The organism is Streptomyces noursei (genome assembly GCF_016917755.1).
In the GTDB taxonomy this organism is placed as follows: Bacteria; Actinomycetota; Actinomycetes; order Streptomycetales; family Streptomycetaceae; genus Streptomyces; species Streptomyces yunnanensis.
Genome location: NZ_CP070326.1, coordinates 5,178,259 through 5,197,046 on the forward strand (window position 1 = coordinate 5,178,259; position 18,788 = coordinate 5,197,046).

General features: G+C 69.3%; 16 protein-coding genes. 7 read left to right on the forward strand and 9 right to left on the reverse strand.

The genetic code is table 11. The features are described 5' to 3' along the window. Nucleotides 1-221 precede the first annotated feature (221 nt). Entirely contained in the window at nucleotides 222-734 is a 513-nt protein-coding gene (locus JNO44_RS22840; RefSeq protein WP_420882752.1) for a hypothetical protein, read from the forward strand. Beyond that, the gene (locus JNO44_RS22845) at nucleotides 724-2,406 is read left to right on the forward strand and encodes a relaxase/mobilization nuclease domain-containing protein (protein ID WP_205365888.1); all 1,683 of its coding nucleotides are present in this window, start codon (nucleotides 724-726) and stop codon (nucleotides 2,404-2,406) included. Before JNO44_RS22840 ends, JNO44_RS22845 begins: the two co-directional genes overlap by 11 nt. Before the next feature lie 18 nt (nucleotides 2,407-2,424). On the opposite strand, the gene JNO44_RS22850 is transcribed toward JNO44_RS22845, so the two are convergent. From JNO44_RS22850 to JNO44_RS22870, 5 genes are read right to left on the reverse strand one after another with little or no spacing between them, the layout of a single operon-like run. Continuing rightward, the gene (locus JNO44_RS22850) at nucleotides 2,425-2,949 is read right to left on the reverse strand and encodes a P-loop nucleotide/nucleoside kinase family protein (RefSeq protein WP_205365889.1); all 525 of its coding nucleotides are present in this window, start codon (nucleotides 2,947-2,949) and stop codon (nucleotides 2,425-2,427) included. A 45-nt stretch (nucleotides 2,950-2,994) separates the two neighbouring features. Then, nucleotides 2,995-3,861: a glycosyltransferase family 2 protein gene (locus JNO44_RS22855; protein ID WP_205365890.1), complete on the reverse strand. Its 867-nt coding sequence runs from the start codon at nucleotides 3,859-3,861 to the stop codon at nucleotides 2,995-2,997. Further along, nucleotides 3,855-5,093, reverse strand: a complete 1,239-nt coding sequence (locus tag JNO44_RS22860) for a glycosyltransferase (protein WP_205365891.1) — start codon at nucleotides 5,091-5,093, stop codon at nucleotides 3,855-3,857. The genes JNO44_RS22855 and JNO44_RS22860 overlap by 7 nt, the downstream gene beginning before the upstream one ends. Continuing rightward, the gene (locus tag JNO44_RS22865) at nucleotides 5,090-5,794 is read right to left on the reverse strand and encodes a hypothetical protein (protein ID WP_205365892.1); all 705 of its coding nucleotides are present in this window, start codon (nucleotides 5,792-5,794) and stop codon (nucleotides 5,090-5,092) included. Before JNO44_RS22865 ends, JNO44_RS22860 begins: the two co-directional genes overlap by 4 nt. Continuing rightward, complete coding sequence (locus tag JNO44_RS22870; protein WP_205365893.1) at nucleotides 5,791-6,948, reverse strand: glycosyltransferase; 1,158 nt, start codon at nucleotides 6,946-6,948, stop codon at nucleotides 5,791-5,793. Before JNO44_RS22870 ends, JNO44_RS22865 begins: the two co-directional genes overlap by 4 nt. Nucleotides 6,949-7,095: 147 nt before the next feature. Between JNO44_RS22870 and JNO44_RS22875 the strand changes: the two genes are divergently transcribed. Both JNO44_RS22875 and JNO44_RS22880 read left to right on the forward strand, forming a co-directional pair. After that, nucleotides 7,096-8,079 (forward strand): helix-turn-helix domain-containing protein, encoded by a 984-nt coding sequence (locus tag JNO44_RS22875; protein ID WP_205365894.1) that lies wholly within the window; start codon nucleotides 7,096-7,098, stop codon nucleotides 8,077-8,079. Next, entirely contained in the window at nucleotides 8,076-8,645 is a 570-nt protein-coding gene (locus tag JNO44_RS22880) for a peptide deformylase (RefSeq protein WP_205365895.1), read from the forward strand. Before JNO44_RS22875 ends, JNO44_RS22880 begins: the two co-directional genes overlap by 4 nt. A 107-nt stretch (nucleotides 8,646-8,752) precedes the next feature. Here the strand turns inward: JNO44_RS22880 and JNO44_RS22885 are convergent, their stop codons facing one another. Further along, nucleotides 8,753-10,489 carry a protein kinase domain-containing protein gene (locus JNO44_RS22885; RefSeq protein WP_205365896.1) on the reverse strand — a complete coding sequence of 579 codons (1,737 nt, stop codon included), beginning with the start codon at nucleotides 10,487-10,489 and terminating at the stop codon, nucleotides 8,753-8,755. 87 nt (nucleotides 10,490-10,576) lie between these two features. Beyond that, a complete protein-coding gene (locus tag JNO44_RS22890; protein WP_205365897.1) occupies nucleotides 10,577-12,481 on the reverse strand; it encodes a P-loop ATPase, Sll1717 family in 1,905 nt (634 codons plus the stop codon). 429 nt (nucleotides 12,482-12,910) lie between these two features. On the opposite strand from JNO44_RS22890, the gene JNO44_RS22895 reads away from it, so the two are divergent. Next, nucleotides 12,911-13,150 (forward strand): hypothetical protein, encoded by a 240-nt coding sequence (locus JNO44_RS22895; RefSeq protein WP_039634533.1) that lies wholly within the window; start codon nucleotides 12,911-12,913, stop codon nucleotides 13,148-13,150. 61 nt (nucleotides 13,151-13,211) lie between these two features. On the opposite strand, the gene JNO44_RS22900 is transcribed toward JNO44_RS22895, so the two are convergent. After that, entirely contained in the window at nucleotides 13,212-14,522 is a 1,311-nt protein-coding gene (locus tag JNO44_RS22900; RefSeq protein WP_205365898.1) for a TFIIB-type zinc ribbon-containing protein, read from the reverse strand. Between the two features lie 25 nt (nucleotides 14,523-14,547). Then, nucleotides 14,548-15,777 (reverse strand): SPFH domain-containing protein, encoded by a 1,230-nt coding sequence (locus JNO44_RS22905; protein WP_235093862.1) that lies wholly within the window; start codon nucleotides 15,775-15,777, stop codon nucleotides 14,548-14,550. 225 nt (nucleotides 15,778-16,002) lie between these two features. Between JNO44_RS22905 and JNO44_RS22910 the strand changes: the two genes are divergently transcribed. After that, complete coding sequence (locus tag JNO44_RS22910) at nucleotides 16,003-17,664, forward strand: FAD-binding dehydrogenase (RefSeq protein ID WP_205365899.1); 1,662 nt, start codon at nucleotides 16,003-16,005, stop codon at nucleotides 17,662-17,664. A 432-nt stretch (nucleotides 17,665-18,096) separates the two neighbouring features. Then, nucleotides 18,097-18,762 carry a TetR/AcrR family transcriptional regulator gene (locus tag JNO44_RS22915; RefSeq protein ID WP_205365900.1) on the forward strand — a complete coding sequence of 222 codons (666 nt, stop codon included), beginning with the start codon at nucleotides 18,097-18,099 and terminating at the stop codon, nucleotides 18,760-18,762. Nucleotides 18,763-18,788 lie beyond the last annotated feature (26 nt).

Consider the following 18,788-nt stretch of genomic DNA (forward strand, 5'->3'; position numbering starts at 1 on the left):
ACTGGAGCACCACCATGCACGACAACCCCACTGACAGCACCCCTCCGCACCGCCGCCGGGGATGGTTCGGCCTGGGGCGACGAACAGCAGCAAGCTGGAGCGAACGAGCCCCTAAAGGGGCTTCGTCCGCGCTTGCCCCCGCCCCAGAGGTGGCGGAAGACGAGGGGGCCGGGCGCCAGCGGGCACCCGAGCCTGAAGCAGGGGTGGGCGAGACCAGCGCCATGACCGCCGTCGAGACCGCCGAGCACCCCGTCGCTGACTCCGCCACCTCGCACACCGAACCGCCTGTCGAGCAGCTCTCGTGGCGTGACCCCGACGCCCCGGCACTGCCCGCGCGGATGAACCGCAAGCGCACCACCGAGAACCGCGACCGGGAGAAGAAGATCCGCTTCACCCCGACTGCGGTTCGCATCATTGATGAGGCAGCCGAGCGGCGCCGTCTGACGTTCGCCGGGTTCGTCGGCGACGCCGCGCTCGCGGTAGCGCTCGGCAAGGCGAACATGGCCGGCAGCCCAGAGGACGACCCCATCCGCCCTCTGGTGGAAGCCATCGAGGCGCACACCAAGGCGCTGAACCGGATCGGCACCAACCTCAACCAGATCACGGGCGCCATCCACTCCGGTGCGATACCCGAGCGCACGGAGGGCGTCCTCGACCACATCGAGCAGGCCGCCGAGGCCAGTTACCGGCTGATGGACCAGCTCATAGAGGAAGGGGCCGCTCATGGTGCCTGACGTCTCCACCGGCTCCGACACCCGCGGACTGATCAACTATCTCTTCGGCAAGGGCCGGCGCGACGAGCACACCGACCCTCACATCGTGGCCGCCTGGGACATGGCCGGCGCCCCCGACCCCGGCCGCGACCCCGAGGTCACCTACACCCAGCTCGCCAAGCGCCTCGACCACCACGTCGACCTGCGCACCCGCGAACTCGGCAAGAAGCCACCGCAGCACGTGTGGCACTGCCCGGTACGAACCGCACCCGGTGATCGCTACCTGACCGATGCCGAGTGGGCCGAGGTCGCCCGCCGCGTCGTCGACGCCACCGGCATCGCCCCTGAAGGCGACGAGAAAGCCTGCCGATGGATCGCGGTACGGCACGCGGATGACCACATCCACATCCTGGCCACCACCGTCCGCGCCGACGGCCGCCGGCCTCGGACGAACCGGGACGGCTGGCGGGCCCAGAAGGAATGCCGCAAGATCGAGGCCGAGTTCGGGCTGCGCCGCCTGAAGTCCGGTGACCTCACCGCTCCCCGCACGCCGACCGGGGCAGAGCGGGCCAAGGCTGAGCGCCAGGGGCAGGACGTGACCGCGCGGGAGTGGCTGCGCGAGCAGGCGTACGCGGTCGCCGCCTCCGTACGCAGCATCGACGAGTACTTCACCGTGCTGGGCTCGCTCGGCATCCAGGTCAAGCCGCGCATCAGCGCCAAGACCGGCGAAGTGGACGGCTACAGCCTGGCCGCACCCGGCGACACCATCTGGTACGGCGGCTCCAAACTCGCCCCCGACCTGTCCTACAACCGCCTGACCGAACGCCTCCCCACCCAGGAGGTGGCCGACCGACCCCAGCAGGTGGCGGACCCGGCCGACTCGTGGCGCCGTACCGAATCCGCCGTGCGCACGGCTCGCACGGTTCTCGATGCGGGCGACGATGCCGTGGCCCAAGGGCACCTGGAAGCCTTCGGTGACACCCTGCACAACCTCGCCCGCGCCACACCCGGCCCGCACCAGGAGCAACTACAAGCGGCAGCCCAGGCGTTCAACCGCGCCCGCCGCTCGGCAATCCGGGCCGACCACCAAGCCGCCACCGAACTGCGCCGAGCCGCCAAGGAACTCGCCTACGCCCCCAACCTTCCCGGCGGCCTGGCCATCGCTGTGGTCTTCGCGGCCCTGCACGTGGCCCGCGCCGCCGCCAAGTGGCACGCACAGCGGGGCCACGAGCAGCAAGCCGCCGCAGCCGAACAAACCGTCCACCACCTGCAGGACAGCTACCGCCAAGCGGCCGAGCCGGTCCTGGCGGACCTCACCCGCCGTGCGCCCCGCCCTGACACAGCCCGGCGATTCGAGGCAGACGTGCGGGCAGCTGTCCCCGACCACGCCGACCGCATCCTCGCCGACCCCGCCTGGCCCGCCCTGGCCACCACCCTCGCCCGCGCCGAGACCGCCGGCCACCGCCCCCGCCACCTCCTGGCCGAAGTGGCCGCCCACCGAGAACTCGACACCGCCGAACGGCCCGCCGAAGTCCTCAACTGGCGCATCACCGCCCAGCCGAACAGGCGCGCACAGGCCGCCCGCGCCAGCAGCACCCGCCGCACCGCACCTACCGCACGCACCACGCCCACACCACAGCCCGCACCCGCGGCGATGGGCGAACAGCTCGCGGATCGCCGCCGACGTCGATGACGAACACGGCCTGCCTCTTCAGCTCGACCTGGCCGAGGACAGCGCGGCCACGAGCTCGTCCAGATCGCCGGTGTAGACGATCACCTCTTCGTCTTCGGCCGGTGGGTCGAAGCGGGCGAAGAAGTCGTCGAGTGCTTCGGGTGTCACGGTGAGGGCATTGGCGTCCTCACGTTGGTTGCGCTCGGTGAGGCGCCGGAGCAGTTCCTCCCGGTCGGCGGGGAGGTAGACGACGAGGGGGTGGCCGCCCGCTTCACGGGCGGCTTGCCTCCAGGCGTCGCGCTCGCTACGGCGCCACAGCCCATGGTCGAGGACGACGTCGTGACCGGCCTCGATCTCCTTGATGAAGCGCTCCCGGGTCGCCTCGACGACAGGGCGTTCGCGCTCGAAGTAGGTGTGCTCGGGATAGTCCACGCCGTACCGGCCGTGGAGGCGGTGCACCTCCTCGTCCACGGACAACCGGATGTAGCCGTGGTCGGCCAGAGCCTTGGCGACGGTGGTCTTCCCGGAGCCGGTCAGGCCGACCAGAAGAACGGCGAGGGGCACGTGGTCATCCCTTCCGCGACGTATCCGCGAGCCTGGGCATTCTCTCTAATCCTGGCCGGTGTGCGTGTACGGCCGCCAGGTGGTGAAGATGCTGTGGGCCTCGGCGGGCCAGCTGGAGGGCATCCGGTCCAGGCTGACCCGGCGGAAGGCGAACCGCGGATCGCTGGTGTTGATCACGCCGCGGTGCTGGCCTACGTGGGCGAGCAGGCGGCGGGCCTCGTCTCGGACGGCTGGGGTCTGTTCCTGCCAGGTGCCGGAGGTGAAGTGGTCGACCCGGCGACGGAGGTCGTCCAGGATGCCCGAGCGCCACTTGAAGTGGTGCACTGCGCAGATGCGGTCGGTGTCCGGCCGGTGACCGGGTGCCCGGTGGTTGCCGGAGGCCACGGTGACGTCGTGGCGGGCAAGGACGATCTTTCGTGGGTCGCCGTGCAGGAGCCGGTGGGTGAGGTGGCCTCCGAGGGGATAGGCGAGGTCGAGTCCGTCTTCGGGGCCCCAACCGGCCAGATGTCCGCCCGCGGCCACGCGGTCGAGCATCAGCCCACCGACCACGCGGTGGCCGGACCTCTCGGCCTGGGTGATGACCTCCGGGAGAGGGGCGGGGTACTGATGGAACTCGTCGGCGTCGGCGAGCAGATGCCAGCCCGGTCCGGCCTTGTGGCGAAGAGCGTCGCGGAGCTGGGTGTTGGTGTGCTCGTGCCACGGGCCCGTGCTGGTGCCGGTGGGGATGATGCCCAGCTCGCGGCTGGCGGACTGGAGTTCATGCCGACGGGCGTCGGGGACGTGATCGGGAAAGTGGAAGGCGAGCAGGATTCGCTCGATGCCCAGCCGCTGGTAGTGGCGGATCCAGGCGGTCAGCAAAGGTGGCTCGACGGGACCGATGACGGCGATCAGAGCGGGAGGCGTGGTCAGCATCGGGACTCCTTCGTACGCAGCGAGGCGAAGGTCCGGACGAGGAAGTCGGCTTGCTCGGTGGCGGTCCACATCCCCAGCAGCCCCGGCGCCTCGGGTCCGGGCCGTGCGGGTGGCTGGCGGATCACGGCGTGCAGAGCGTTGGCGAGACTGTCCGGGTCGCCGGCGGGGAAGGTCAGGGCCCAGGGTTGGCCGCGTAGGCGGGCAGTGAGATGCGGGTCGTGGTCGGAGACGATCAGGGGGACGCCAAGGCGGGCGGCATCCATCACGAGCCCGGATTCTTTGCCGACACCCGCATGTCGGGCGACCAGGGCAGCGTCGGCGGCGCCGTACACCAGCCGCAGCACGCTTTCCGCGACGGGGCCGACCACGATATGCAGGTGAAGATTAGGCAGGTCCCGCCACCGTTCCAGTACGGCTGCGTCGAGCGGCTGGCCTGTGACCACCAGATGTAGCGGCTCGGTCAGGCGGATCAGTGCAGCATTGACGGTGGCGATGTCCTTGTATGGCCACCAGCCGCCCATCAGGCACACCACGGCTTCGGCGGCGGGGATGTCGAAGGCCGCCCGGCTGCCCTCGCGTTCGGCGGCGGTCAGGCGGCGGCTGTCGTCGACCGCGAAGGCCCTCACCACTCCGGGCAGCTCAGGGAAGGCCGCGGCGCACTGATCAGCGACGGCCTGAGTCGGGTACACCGCGACAGTCCGCCCCTCGCCTCGGCGGGTGAGCCGGCCGAGCAGCCGCACGGCCGCGTCCTCGGTGGTGACCTGCTCGTGGACGAACCGCAGGTGCGGCTGGCCGCTGAGGAGGGCGGCGGCCCCGTGCAGGGCCTCGCTCGCGGTCATGATCACCACCGCCTCGGCGCCGGGTTCCAGGTGGCGGGCGGTCCGCAGGGCGGATGCTTCGGTCAGGCAGCGAGCCACCAGGGTGACCTGGTGCGGCTGTCGCCGCAGATGGCGCGGCCAGCGGCGCGAGCAGAAGACCCGCTGCCCGATTGCCGAGAGCCTGGCCGCGAGCCGGGAGGCGGCCAGCAGCACGGTCGCCAAGCGCCCAGTCGGTGTGGTCACCAGCCGGGCGCCTGCCTCGCGCAGGGCTGCGACCGCGTCACGGGCGATCCCGTTCGGAGCGATGACCAGGCTGCCGGGCCGAACCTGGGCGAGTGCCACCAGCGTGCGCTGATGGTGCCCGCCCAAGCGGTCGGCGTACGGCTCGATGAGTACAAGGGGGCCGCTGGTCATCCGGCCACGGCCTGATCCCCGTGGGCGTCGGCGAACCTGCTCCGCAGCCAGGACGGATCGTTGAGGTGGTCGAAAACCTTCGGATCGTGGGCAGCCGCGCGAGCGAAGGCGACGCCCTCACGGGCCCCTGCCGTGGCGTAGGTGGCGAACTCCCCATCCCGGCTGTTGATCCACGCCGCTACCCGGTGGCGGGCGTCCTCGTCCGCCATGCCGTACTCACTGCCGCGAGCGAGCATCCCGCACTCGCGGAAGCCGGCCTTCCAGGCATGGAAAGGGCTCTGATTGAACCGAGTGACACCCGCGGACTGTTCGGCGAACTCGACACGGCCGGGCAGCGCGGCCAGCACATCCACCGCCTCGCCCATCTCGCGCAGGGCACTGCGGCGGATCAGCTTCAGCCCGCCGTAGCCGTAGGTCAGGCCGTTGACGGGATTGATCGCCCGCCATACCCGCATGGACACGCCCTCGCCCAGCGGCTCGACGGCAGCCGGGGCGAATCCGGTGTCGATGGCGAAGTCGCCATCGGCGAGGAAGAACTGCTCGCGGTCGACGACCTCGGCGCACAGCCGGTAGGCCCGGCGCATCCCGTGCACGCCGTGCAGACGCTTGACCGTGCCGCCGAGGGTCCGCTGAAGCCGGGAGTGCAGGCGGTCGGCCATCGGCTCGTCGTAGGAGAGGAAGACCGCATCGAATTCGGTCACGAGAGGGCCTCCAAGTAGCGGCCGGCGACCAGGGCGGGAGCGAAGTCGGCAGTGGAGGTGTGAGCGCGCTTGGCGTGCACGGCGTGGAACTCGTCGTCCGTGGCCAGGCGTTCGGCCAAGGCAACGGCCTCGGCCGGAGTGGTGAAGCACAGCTCGGGGTCGATGTGCTCGGCGAGCCAGCCCAGGCGCGGGGCGATGACCGGCAGGCCCATGCCCTGGCAGTCGATCACGCTCATGGACCACGGGCAGCTGGGCCTGAACGGGGCGATGCCGAAGCGGGCGTCGGCCAGCAGATTCCTGTAGCGGACGCGGTCACCCCGGTCGGAGACGACCTTGACGTGCGGCAGGGCGGCGAGCTCGTCGCGCATCCGCTCGGGGCTGTCGTCCAGTCCCGTACGAGCCGGCCGGCGCCGGCCGAACAGGTCCATGACCTGGAGATGCACCGCACCGGAGGCCACCAGATCGCGGGCCAGGTGCACGAACCGCTCGGTCCCGTAGTGCGCGTAGAGCCTGTGGTTGTAGACCCCGATCGCCGCAGCGCCCTGCCGACGTTGGACCGCAGCTGGGTCGCGAACCAGCCGCTCGTCACGCGGCGCGGGGACCACTCGCAACCGGTCCCCCATGTCCACCGTCGTGCGGGCGGCGGCGGCCGACACCCATGAGGCAGCCGTCGAGGAGTGGACCATCACCCGGTCACAGGCCGCCAGCCCGGCGGCGAACGCCAGCAGCACCGGGCGCCCCAGCCCCACGTCGTTTAGCGACGGATCGAGCAGGAGCTGACCACCACCGCTGAAGGAGAACGGCAGGTAGTGGCAGTAGCCGGCCAGCAACGCGTCCGACCCGGCTTCCAACAGGGCCGTGCGGATCGCCGGGGCCTCCTCGATCTGGTTGGCCACGACGGTATCCGGCTTCTCGGCGCGGATCAGCGCCACCAGTTCGTCGATGTCCGCGGAGAAGCGGGCGCGGTACTTCGTCCCCGGCACCTTCGTCTGGTGGAAGCCGCAGCGGGCGTCCCCGGCCGCAGCCGGAGCCGCGACGGTCACCTCGGCACCGGCATCGGCCAGAGCGGGGGCGAGAAGGTCCGCGAAGATCCATCCCGAATCCGCGGACAGCCGGTCAGGGTTGGAGATGTTGAGCAGGTACAGCACGCGCATGATGCGTCGCCTCCCTCATCTGCCCGGAAGGGTCGATCCGGGTCGGTGAGGGAAGGAAACCGGCGACGCGAGCCGTGACGGGATGATGAACTGGGATCACTCACGGTTCATTCATGCTCACCAACGAGGACGCGGGGCGGGGCTTCGATGGACGCGCAGGAAGACGAGATCACCGTTGAACGGGCGGCCGAGAACTTCGCGGCAGAGGTCGCGCGGTGGCGGGAAGTGCGCGGCATGTCCAAGCGGGCCTTAGCGCAGGCCATGGGCTTCGACCCGTCGTACGTCAGCCACGTGGAATCCGGCCGCCACCGGCCCCGTGAGGAGTTCGCCCGGCTCGCCGACGAGGCCCTGAACGCAGGGAAGGCGATCTGGCGACGATGGTGCGACTACGAGCAGGCCAAGGCCAGGGAGGGGCAGGCCCGGCGTCCTCCCGCAGCCACGCCGCCTCCGCGCAGGCCCGAGCAGCCGTACGCGACCGGCTCCGCCCTCGTCGTCGAGCATGACGCCGCCCGGCTCCAGTACGACGGTCGCTGCTACCGGCTCACGATGCGGCGGCTGCTGCGGAACACAGGCGAGGAGCCGGTGACTCGCTACCTGATCCGCATCTCGGTCGACCGCTACCCCGGTGACCCCGAGCGGTCGAACGCCCACTACCGAGCACACCCGCTGACCTGGGATGAACTCGACCTCACCGCCACCTGCCGGGGCGAGACGATGCGCTGGCAGGCCAAGCACGACCGCGACGCCTTCAAGGAGGTCTGGCTGCTCTTCGACAACGAACACGGCCGCTTCCCCCTCTACCCCGGCGAGTCCGTGTGGATCGAGTACGCCTACACCGTCGGCGACGACAAGTGGGGCAACTGGTTCCAGAGGGCCGTACGCCTCCCCACCGAGCAACTCGAAGTGCAGCTCGTCTTCCCCGCCGACCTCGACCCGGCGGTGTGGGGCACCGAGACCTCCATGACCGCCGAAGCCACCCCTCTACGCACCCCTCCTGTACGCAGCGACGACGGCGACCTACGGCAATTCGCGTGGATCACGACCACACCCGCCCTGCACGCTCGGTACCGTCTGGAATGGCGGTTCCGGGCACAGCCCGAACACGACACAGATCAAGGGGAGTTCAGGTGATTGACGTGCGGCCCAGTCAGCAGATGCGAGACCTCGGGGTCGTCCAGCGCGGCGCCGGCATCCTCGCCGAACCGGCCCGCGGCTTCGACCTGCCCGCCGAGCGAGACGTGGCCGAGCACGTCGTGGACGAGTTGTTCGCCGCCATGGCGCGAATCGGCCAAGTCCACCCCTTCGCCAAGGGCATGGGAATCGCCGCCCCGCAGATCGGCATTGGACGCGCCGCCGCTATTGTCCAGCCGCCTGGTCACGCCGCCGCCATAGTTTTGCTCAACCCGCGGATCATCACCTGCTCCAACCAGTTGGACGAGCAGTACGAAGGCTGCTTGAGCTTCTTCGACGTCCGCGGCCTCGTACCCCGTCCCCTGAAGATCACGGTCGAGACCACGGCCCTGGCCGGTGAGACCGTGACTACCGTGTACGAACGCGGCCTCGCCCGCCTTGTGCACCACGAGATCGACCACCTCGACGGACTGTTGTACACGGCACGTATGAGTAGAGGTGTCGCACCCATCCCCGTGGAGCAGTATCGCCAGACCGGCCATGCTTGGGTCTACGACGGTCCATGACCGGCTTGGGCGATGTCCGAGATCCCTTGCAGGGATCGAGCGAGGATGTTGCCAGTGTCCCCGAGCTATTGAGGCAAAGTCGAAGGCTGCTCCAACCCACTGGATGATCACATTTGTGGTGACGAGGGCCGCTCCTCGATTCGCCTTGCAAGATCAGCGATACGGACCTGCGCGCGGCCGCGTGCGGCAATGAGTCTGGTGATGTAGTCGTCTACTTGTGTGCGGTCATAGCCCCGCCGCACTAACTCAAAACCAGGGGCTGCGACTCGATGCTCACGAGCATGGACCTCGGCAATGATGTCTGTGACCCGGCGCCGCGCATCCGCGGCCCGGCCGCCATCCTGTCCCAGCTTTGCGATGAGCTCTTCCAGTTTGGCGATTTGGCTCAGCGCATGATCGCGTGCGGCAACGAGTCTGGTGATGTAGTCGTTTACCTGCCCGCAGTCGTAGCCCCGCCGCACTAGCTCGAAGCCGAAGGGCGAATTCGTTGTGCTCTTCGTGGAATGGCTGGTACGGACCGTGTGCTCACGCGTGGCATCGATACGGATCTGGAGGGCCTCAGAATTGGCGGCGGCGACGATGTCTTCGGCCTGCCGCCGGGCATTTTCCACGATTCGCTGAGCTTGGCGCTCGGCATCAGCACGCGACTCCTCAGCCTCCGCGTAGAGTCGCGCAGCGCGAGTCTCGATCTCGGCCAGACGCTGATCGGCCACGATCTGCCGGGTAGCCAGGTCGCGGTCAGCCTGCTTGGCCTGCTCGCGACGTTTGGCGAGGTGAGCCTCGAACTTGGCGGCTGCCTGTGCAGCCTTGGCGCGAGTGTCCTCGAAGTAGGCGTCGGCCTCCGCGAAGAGGGCTTCGGCTTCCTCCACCTTGGCCTCGCTGTCCTTCCGTGTCCGCAGCCAGACCTGCCAAGACTTCTTGAGGACCCGTGCGGCGAGGGAGTCGGCATGCCCCAGCTGGACGACGTCCAGCAGATTGCCACCAGGTAGCCGGGTGGCGTGATCGATTAACAGTGTGCTCAGAGTGTCGTGAACGGCAGCTGCGTCCAGCGGGCGGGCCTCGGGCCGTTTGGCGAGCAGGCTCATTATGAGGTCGTTCAGCGGTTCGGGGAGGTCCTTGACGAGATCACGCGGCTCGATCGGAGTTTCGTCCAGGTGCATGCGGAGCACTGCCACGGGGCTGGTGCCAGTGAAGGGCGGGCGGCCGGTCACTGCCTCGTAGAGGAGACAGCCCAAGGAGTAGAGGTCGCTCCGATGGTCGATCTCCTGGACGCCTTCGGCCTGTTCCGGAGACATATACGGCGGGGAACCCAGCGTGGCGCCGGTGGCAGTGAGCGCATGGACGCTCATGGTGTCGCCTATGAACTTCGCGACACCGAAGTCCAGAACCTTGGCCGTTCCTTCGGGTGTGAGAAGTACGTTAGCTGGCTTGATGTCCCGATGGACGACGCCCTGGCCATGCGCGACATGCAGCGCCTGGGCAATCTGTGCGGCCCAACCGACGGCGATCGGCCAGGGAGGCGTGGACTCCTTGAGCTGCTGGCGGAGGGAGACACCAGGGATGAGTTCCATTACGAGGTAAAGCGTCTGGTGCCCCCTGACCGGCACTTCACCCCAGTCATGAACCGTGACGATGTTCTGGTGGGAGAGCCGCCCTGTCAGCTGCACTTCGCGCTGGAACCTGGCCTGAGTTTCCGCCTCGTCGATGCGAGGCAGCGCATGGACGAGTTTGACTGCTACCGCACGTTTCATCCGCTCGTCTTGGGCGGACCAGACCTCGCCCATGCCGCCCGCGCCAAGGCGATTCCTGATCCGAAACCGCTCAGCGAGCAGTACGCCCCGCATACCTGCCCTCTCCCCTAGACGGGTTGCCGTCATGATGCGACGGCCTGTCCCGGAATGCCTTCACGCGTATCACCCCTTGTTGGCAGTTCAGGTTCCCGCTGAGTCACCCGAGCTGCCGTAAGAGCCGCCTGCCAGACGACGCAGACGGCGGGCCTCTTCCTCGATCCGGTGGGCGACACCTCCAGCACCAGCCGTCTCATCCAGACCGCTCGCGAGAAGTTGTGCAGCCAGGGTGATGAAGTAGTGGGCAGTGGTGAGGAGATGGGCATCCACATCAAGGGAGCTGTCGCCCGCGGAGATGCCGTTGGCGTCATCGAGCACCCGGCTGATCTGCTGAGTGATCTCGTCCCGGGCATCGTGTGCCAGGCCCACAGCGCGTCCAACCTGGGCGAGGATGGAATGGCAGGATCGGATGAGCTCCCGCACTAGCCGGTCGTCACGGTTGAGGGCAGTTGTTGCCGACGCTGCGAAACTGATGTTGCCGGAGGCGATGCGATCGCTGGCCAGAAGCGGCTCATAGTGGCGGAGGTCGATCGCACTGGTTGCGCCGAGCGCTTCACGGAAACACGGGTGAACGTGGAACTCAGTCTCGTGCGGTTGCGCTGGTAGATCATCGTTGCCTGCGAACACCACGTCGTTTCCGCGCCGGACTCCGAGGAAGCCCACCCCATACAGAATGTCGATGACCCCAGAGAGCGTCAGCGCGTCCGCGTAAGCGGGGAACAAGCGATGGAGAGTCTCGGTCGCCGACATAAAACGGCTGCTGAGCGCGACACGGGTAACCACATAGCCGGTGTTCTGAAAGAGCGGGAAGAGGTGCTTGAGGAAAGGGTGCGCGACCAGGTACTCCAAGGCCAGGTCCTTGAGCTTCCACGCGGAGAACTGCCGACTCGCTTGGAGGACGTCCGCCTCCGTGATGTGATCCCGGCCGTGGATCAGCCAGGCCGTCTCCTGGCAAAGGTTGAGGAGCTGGATGGCATCCCGTGGCCGTGGTAGACAGCGGCTGAAGAGAAATTTCGGTGTTTCCTCATCCTGCACGGTCTCTGGAAAGATTTCCCGCCACAGTCGCTCTGGGGTCAGTTCGGCTCTGGAGGAAGCCCGTGCTCGGGCTAGGGCGAGGTCCCGCAGTGCCTGTTCCGTCCAAGCGATCCGCAGTTCGTCGCCGTGGAACTTGTCGCCTTCTCCGAACGACAGCGAGTCGTGGATGTCGGAGCGCAGGAACAGTAGAAACCTTACGGACCGCCCGTAGAGGCTGGCGGCGTGCTTTGCCGCCAGCAACAGTCCGATCACCATCGAGTTGCTGTCCGGCTCTGCGGACCACACCTGTTCCAACTGGTCGACCATAAGGAGCAGGGGCCGGTGGGCGCTGTCGCAGTCGAGTTCGGTGAAAGCCCTCACAACCCCCTGTTCGACGATCTCCAGCTGCCGGGCAGCTCGCGTCCCCTCCGACGGGGACTGCGCCATGTCCATGCTTGCCTTGACACCGAATGCCTCCAGGGAGAGGGACGTCTGCAGGCGCTTGGCACCCTGCGCCAAGCGGTCGCCCAACCGTCCGTCTGACAGGTCGTCGTTCTGCTTGAGGAAACGGCACAGAGCTTTCAGAGAGTCGGGCTTCCGCCCATGAGTACTCTTTGCATGTGTTACCAGGTGTCGTGCGGCGTGCACGGCGAAGACGTACCGCCAGATCAGCGCTTTCGCCGAGTCTCCTGGCAGCCCCTGCAACTCGAACCGGCGGACCTCTTCTCCTGCCGCTTCGTCCGGAGTGACCAGGACCTTACTGTCGTAATGCTCGCTGTCCGCCATCAATCGCGCGCAAATGGCACTCTTGCCCGAGCCTTTGCGGCCGATGATCAGCATCTTCCGTCCGGTCACTGACGCGCGATACGCGGCATTGGGTAGAAAACCACCGCGTAACAGCAACCCATCACTCACGTCCCGTTCGGCGTCCTCGCGCCCGAAGTGCACGTTCGCGAGCACCGGCCCCTCGGCCATCCGCCCCCCTGATGTCACCCCATCGATCTTGTATGGGTCTGTTGCCCACACCGTATCCGCACCGGCCGACCGCGGGAGCAGGAACTCTCCTGCCGAGAGCGCGAGATGGTCACAACATGCTCGCCGTCACTGCGGCGACGCGCCGAACCCCTGGTGCTGCCCTCCGAGGGCACCTCCAGGGCACAACGCACCGAAAAACCCTGCGGACCAGTGAGAACTACCGAGCGCAGTTTCCCCTGGTCTGCAGGGTTTTCGTAGCAAATCCGCAGGTCAGCCCTCACCCCACCCCATTTGATCCTCAAGTGGCGCGAGGGCGCGGCGCTGCCGCTGGCGTCGTAGGCCGGGCGCTCCCGTCTGCCTCCCGAGGGTTGCCAAGCGACCCGCCCCGTGTTGCCCTGTTTATCAAGTGGCCTACATCTAGGGGGAGTTGTGGCTACCTTTCGCAACGCGTGCGGGGAGTGCCGCTACACCACGCCCTGGCTCACGGAGTCCGAGGCGGAACGGCGGATCATCGATCACTACGCCCGCCACCATCCGCATCTCGTACCGGGCGGTGCCCAGCAGATCAACGGCGGTGGCGGTGGCGGAGGTGGGTGCGGCGGGTGCGGCGCCCTCCTGCTCGGGCTGTTCGTCCTGATCGTCATCATCAGCCTGGCCGGGCAGAAGTAGGGCGGCCGTGCCGGCCGCGCCTCGAACGGGGCACGGCCGGCGGCTCGGACGGGGCGCCCCGTCAGTGGTGGTGCTTGCCCAGGACGAGGGCGAGCGTCGCCACCACCGCCACGATGAGGATCAAGAAGGCGATCTTCCAGGGGCTGTAGGGGCGGTCGCCGGTCACCTCGCCGGTCTCGGCGTTGACCATGACCTGCCACTGCTTGCCGTTGTAGACGTACGAGGCGAACCACACGGGGAGCAGCAGGAGCTTGTACGTCACCGACCCGTAGTTGGTGTCGACCGAGTGCACCCGCTGGCGGTCGCCGCCGATGTCCCGCTTGCAGTCCTCCTCGATCACCTTGGACATCTTGTCCTGGGCGGTCTGGAAGCCCGACTCCGGCTCGATGTCGTACCGCAGGGTCCGGAAGCCGGCCAGGTACTCCTCCTGGTACGCCACCGCCTGCTTCAGCGGCCAGGGCTCCAGGGCGGTGAGCTTGTCGGCCGGGAGGTGTCCGACACCGGGGACGAGGACGTCGTCGAAGAACCGCTGGACCGTGCCGTTGACGCGGTACCAGCGGACCTTGGTCTCCTTGTCGTCCCCGCTCCCGACCGTGTACTCCTCGCCGCGTTCGCCGTGGTAGGCGGACGCGGTCGCGGCGTCGTACGTCCAGTGCGGCACATACGTCCCGTGCAGGGTCTCCGCCGAGCTCACCGTCTTGAGGTTGTTCGGCGCGAACCAGCGGGAGCGGGCCCACTTGCGCAGGTTGTCGTGCACGTCCCGCTTGTTCACCCGGAACGGCACCAGGCCCTCGGGGACGATCCGGTCGGTGGCGGCCGAGGCGACCAAGGGTGTGGCACAGAACTGGCAGCGGCCGGAGAGCGCGGTGGTCTCGTTGGCCGCGCCGCAGCCGGGGCACTTCAGGACGTGCCCGCCGGCCGCCATCGGCTTGGGAGCCAGCGTCGCCAGCTCCTCCCAGGCGTGCTCCCGCACCTCGCGGTTGACGGGGGCGATGGGCTGCTCGAAGCCGCAGTTCGGGCAGCGCAGCGCGTTCTTGCCGGGGGCGTACTCGGCGGTGGAACCGCAGCTCGGGCAGGCGTAGGACTGCGGCTGCTGCTGCTCGGACTGCTGCGGGGGCTGTTGCTGCGCCGGCGGCTGCGGGGGCTGCGACTGCTGTGGCTGCGGCGGCTGTTGGTACTGCTGGGGCTGCTGCGGCGGATATTGCTGCGCCGGCTGCTGGTAAGGCTGCTGCGGATAGGGCTGCTGCGGCGCCTGCTGCGGGTACGGCTGCTGCTGGTAGGGCGGCTGCGGTGCCTGCTGGGGGTAGGGCTGTTGTGGGTAGGGCTGCTGGGGTGGGTACGGCTGCTGCGGTTGGTACGGCTGGTAGCTCATGGGGTCACGGCCTCCTGGCGGTGGGTCACGCCTGCGGCGGCAGCGGCGGCGGGGTGGCACGGAAGTGCTGGGCGAGCTCCGGCACGTTCTCCACCGGCTGCCATGCCCCCATGCCCTCCCGCCAGGCGAGCATGCCGGGTCGGATCGCACCCGAGCCGATGTGCCCGGTGAACGTCGCGTGGTCGTAGGGGCCCTGCTGCTGCCCGTCCACGGCCACGTACCACTGGTACTGCTGCTGGCCGGGGAGCGGCGGCGGAACGGCCGCGCCGCCGGGGGCCGGCGCGGCGGGCGCCTGCTGCTGGTTCTGCTGGGGCGTGAACGCCTGCGCCATCTGCTGGCCGACGGCCATGCCGAGCCCCAGGCCCATGCCTTCGCCGGCGCCGCCGGGGTTGTTCGCCGCGTCCCGGATCGCGTCCGCCGCCTGGAGGCGCGCGTAGTTGTCGACGTTGCCGAGGATGCCCATGCGGCTGCGGGCGTCGATGGCCTGCTCGACCTCGGGCGGCAGCGAGATGTTCTCGATGATGAACTTCGGGATCGAGATGCCGTGCGACGCCGCCAGCTCGTCGGTCAGCCCCTTGGCCAGCCGGTCGCCGAGCTCGGCCTGGCGCGCGGCGAGGTCGAGCATGGGGATGCCCGAGCTGGCCAGCAGCGTGCCGAGCCGTCCCACGATCAGCTGCCGCAGGTACTCCTCGACCTCTTCGGTGCGGAACTGCGGGTCGGTGCCGGCGAGTTCGGTGATCAGCCTGGCGGGGTCGGACACCCGCGCCGCGTAGCCGCCGAACGCCCGCAGCCGCACCATGCCGAACTCCGGGTCCCGCACCGTGACCGGGTTCTGCGTGCCCCACTTCAGGTCCGTGAACTGCCGGGTGGTGACGAAGTAGACCTCCGCCTTGAACGGCGAGTGGAAGCCGTACTTCCAGCCCTGGAGCGTGGACAGGATCGGCAGGTTCCCCGTCTGCAGCTCGTGCATGCCCGGCGCGAAGACGTCCGCGATGCGGCCCTGGTTGACGAAGACGGCGACCTGCGACTCGCGCACGATGAGCTTGGCGCCCATCTTGATCTCGTTCTCGTAGCGCGGGAAGCGCCAGACGATCGTGTCCCGACTGTCGTCGGTCCACTCGATGATGTCGATGAATTCGCCGCGTACGCGGTCCATGAAGCCCACGACAGGTCCCCCTGTTCGCTCCGGACGCCCGGCCGGGCCGCTGCCGGCGGTGGCGATGACGGAGTACGTCCACTCAGATGTCCACGTCATAGTAGAAGCCGGTCCCCGAGGTGTCCTGCAGCGGTTCGGGCGAGGTGCACCTGGGCGGCCGGCCGGCGATCCGCCTGGCGGTCCTTGTTGCGGCACCGACGCATCGGATACGTTCCTGTATCGGTTGTTACGGACATGGACGCGACAAGGTTGTCGGCCGGGTGTCGACGGCCGCCGCGAACCGTAGAGGAGCTCCCCCATGAGCGAGCGCAACGAGGTGGCGGAATGAGCGACGACGCCGACGTCATCGTCGTAGGAGCCGGGCTGGCCGGGCTGGTCGCCACCTACGAACTCACCCGTGCGGGGCGCCGGGTGCTCGTCGTCGACCAGGAGAGCGAGGCCAACCTCGGCGGGCAGGCGTTCTGGTCGCTGGGCGGGCTGTTCCTGGTGGACAGCCCCGAGCAGCGGCGGGCCGGCATCAAGGACTCGCCCGAACTCGCGCTGTCCGACTGGCTGGATTCGGCCGGCTTCGACAGGGACCGCGAGGACCACTGGCCCCGGCAGTGGGCGCAGGCGTACGTGGACTTCGCCGCCGGCGAGAAGCGCCGCTACCTGTACGACCTCGGGCTGCGGCTGACCCCCACCGTCGGCTGGGCCGAGCGCGGCGCCGGCCTGGCGACCGGGCACGGCAACTCCGTCCCCCGCTTCCACCTCACCTGGGGCACCGGCCCCGAGGTCGTCCGGGTCTTCGCCGAGCCGGTGCGGGCCGCGGCCGAGCGCGGGCTGGTGGTCTTCCGGCACCGGCACCGGGTCGACGAACTGATCGTGGAGGACGGCGCGGCGGTCGGGGTGCGCGGCACCACGCTGGCGCCCTCGGACCTCCCGCGCGGGGTGGCCTCGGCGCGCGAGGCGGCGGGCGAGTTCGCGTTCCGGGCGCAGGCGGTGGTGGTGACCTCCGGAGGCATCGGCGGCAATCAGGAACTGGTCCGCGGGAACTGGCCGGTGGACCGGCTCGGCCCGGCCCCCACGTCGATGATCACCGGCGTGCCCGCCTACGTGGACGGGCGGATGCTCCAGATCACCGAGCGGGCCGGCGGCTCGCTGATCAACCGCGACCGGATGTGGCATTACACCGAGGGCATCAAGAACTGGGACCCGATCTGGCCCGACCACGCGATCCGGATCATCCCCGGCCCGTCGTCGCTGTGGCTGGACGCCACCGGCCGGCGGCTGCCCGCGCCGCTCTTCCCCGGCCACGACACCCTGGCCACCCTGCGCCACATCGTGCACACCGGACACGACCACACCTGGTTCCTCCTGACCCGTTCCATCGTGGAGAAGGAGTTCGCGCTCTCCGGCTCCGAGCAGAACCCGGACATCACCGGCAAGGACCTCAAGCTCGCGCTGGCACGGGTGAAGAAGGGCGCGCCCGGCCCGGTCCAGGCGTTCCTGGACCGCGGGGAGGACTTCGTCGTCCGGCGCACGCTGCGCGAACTGGTCGCCGGGATGAACGCGTTGGAGCCGTCGACCCCCCTCGACTACGCGACGGTCGAACGGGAAGTGGTGGCCCGCGACCGGGCGGTGGCCCACCCCTACTCCAAGGACCTCCAGCTGATGGCGGTGCGCAACGCCCGCGAGTACTGGCCGGACAAGCTGACCCGGGTCGCCAGGCCGCACCGGCTGCTCGACCCGGCGCACGGCCCGCTGATCGCGGTCCGGCTGCACCTGCTGACCCGTAAGACGCTGGGCGGCCTGGAGACCACCTTGGACTCGCAGGTGGTCCGGCCGGACGGCACGCCCTTCGACGGGCTGTACGCGGCCGGGGAGGTCGCCGGCTTCGGCGGCGGCGGGGTGCACGGCTACAACGCCCTGGAGGGCACCTTCCTGGGCGGCTGCATCTTCTCCGGCCGCGCGGCCGGGCGGGCGCTGGCCCGAAGCCTGGCGTGACCGGCCCCGCACTTCCGCCACGAACACGGCGGGGAAGCCCACAACGTGGGAGGTCCGTCGCCCGGCGCACCGGCACGCGCTGCGCTGAGCGGTCCGGCCGCCGTTCCGGCCCGCGGACGGACAGGGTGACGCCGGGGCGTGAGCGGAGCGGTACCGAGCGCAGCCGACGGGTGACGGACCGGGCCGGATCGGGCAAGTCGGGAGAGCGGGAAGGGCCGCAAAAATGGCCGGAATTCGGCCTTGAAAAGGTGGGCTGCGCGGTCTCGCGGTGGGAGGACCTCCCCCGCGGCGTCCCCTCTTCCAGCGAGACCAGCGCGGCACCACGATTAACGCGAAGTAGCTCGCGTTAATCTGTCCTGGACAATACTTGGCCAGAACCCGCACTGCAATCCGCGCTGCGATCCGCACCTCGACCCCCGCAACGGAGCCGCTGTGACGACCGCGCACCAGACCCCGGGCGAGACCCGCCCCGGAGGACGCACGGCACGCACCCGCCGAGCTGTACTGGACGCCGTCTTCGAGGAGTTGGGCGAGGACGGCTTCGCCACGCTGACCATGGAGCGGGTCGCCCAGCGCTCCGGGGTGCACCTCGCGACGCTCTACCGCCGCTGGCGCAGCGTCGACAAGATCGTCTGCGAGCTGCTGACCGACATGAGCAGCGGGGTGCCGCTGCCGGACACCGGCACCCTCCCCGGCGACCTGCGGGCGCTGGCCCACGGCATAGCGCGGTTCTACGGGGCCGCCCGGGGCCGCGGTCTGATCGAGGCGGTGGTCGCCGCCGCGGCCCGCGACCCCCAGGCCGCGACCGCGCTGCGGGACTTCTTCGACGAGCGGCTGGTCCTCGCCGGGGCGATGGTGGTGCGCGCCGTCGAGCGCGGCGAGCTGCCCGAGGACACCGACCCCAAGGCCGTGATGGCGGCGCTCGGCGCGCCCTTCTACTACCAGATCCTGATCGCCCGCCGCCCCGTGGAGCCCGAGCTCGCCGAGTCGGCCGCCATCGCCGTCTGGGCCGCGGCCCGCGCCGGTGCGTACGGCACCGGGGGCGGCGGGCGGAGCGGCGGCGCGGAAGACGCCGGCGCGCCGGGGCGGGCGGACTGAGCCACCTGCCCCGGCGCGCCGGTCAC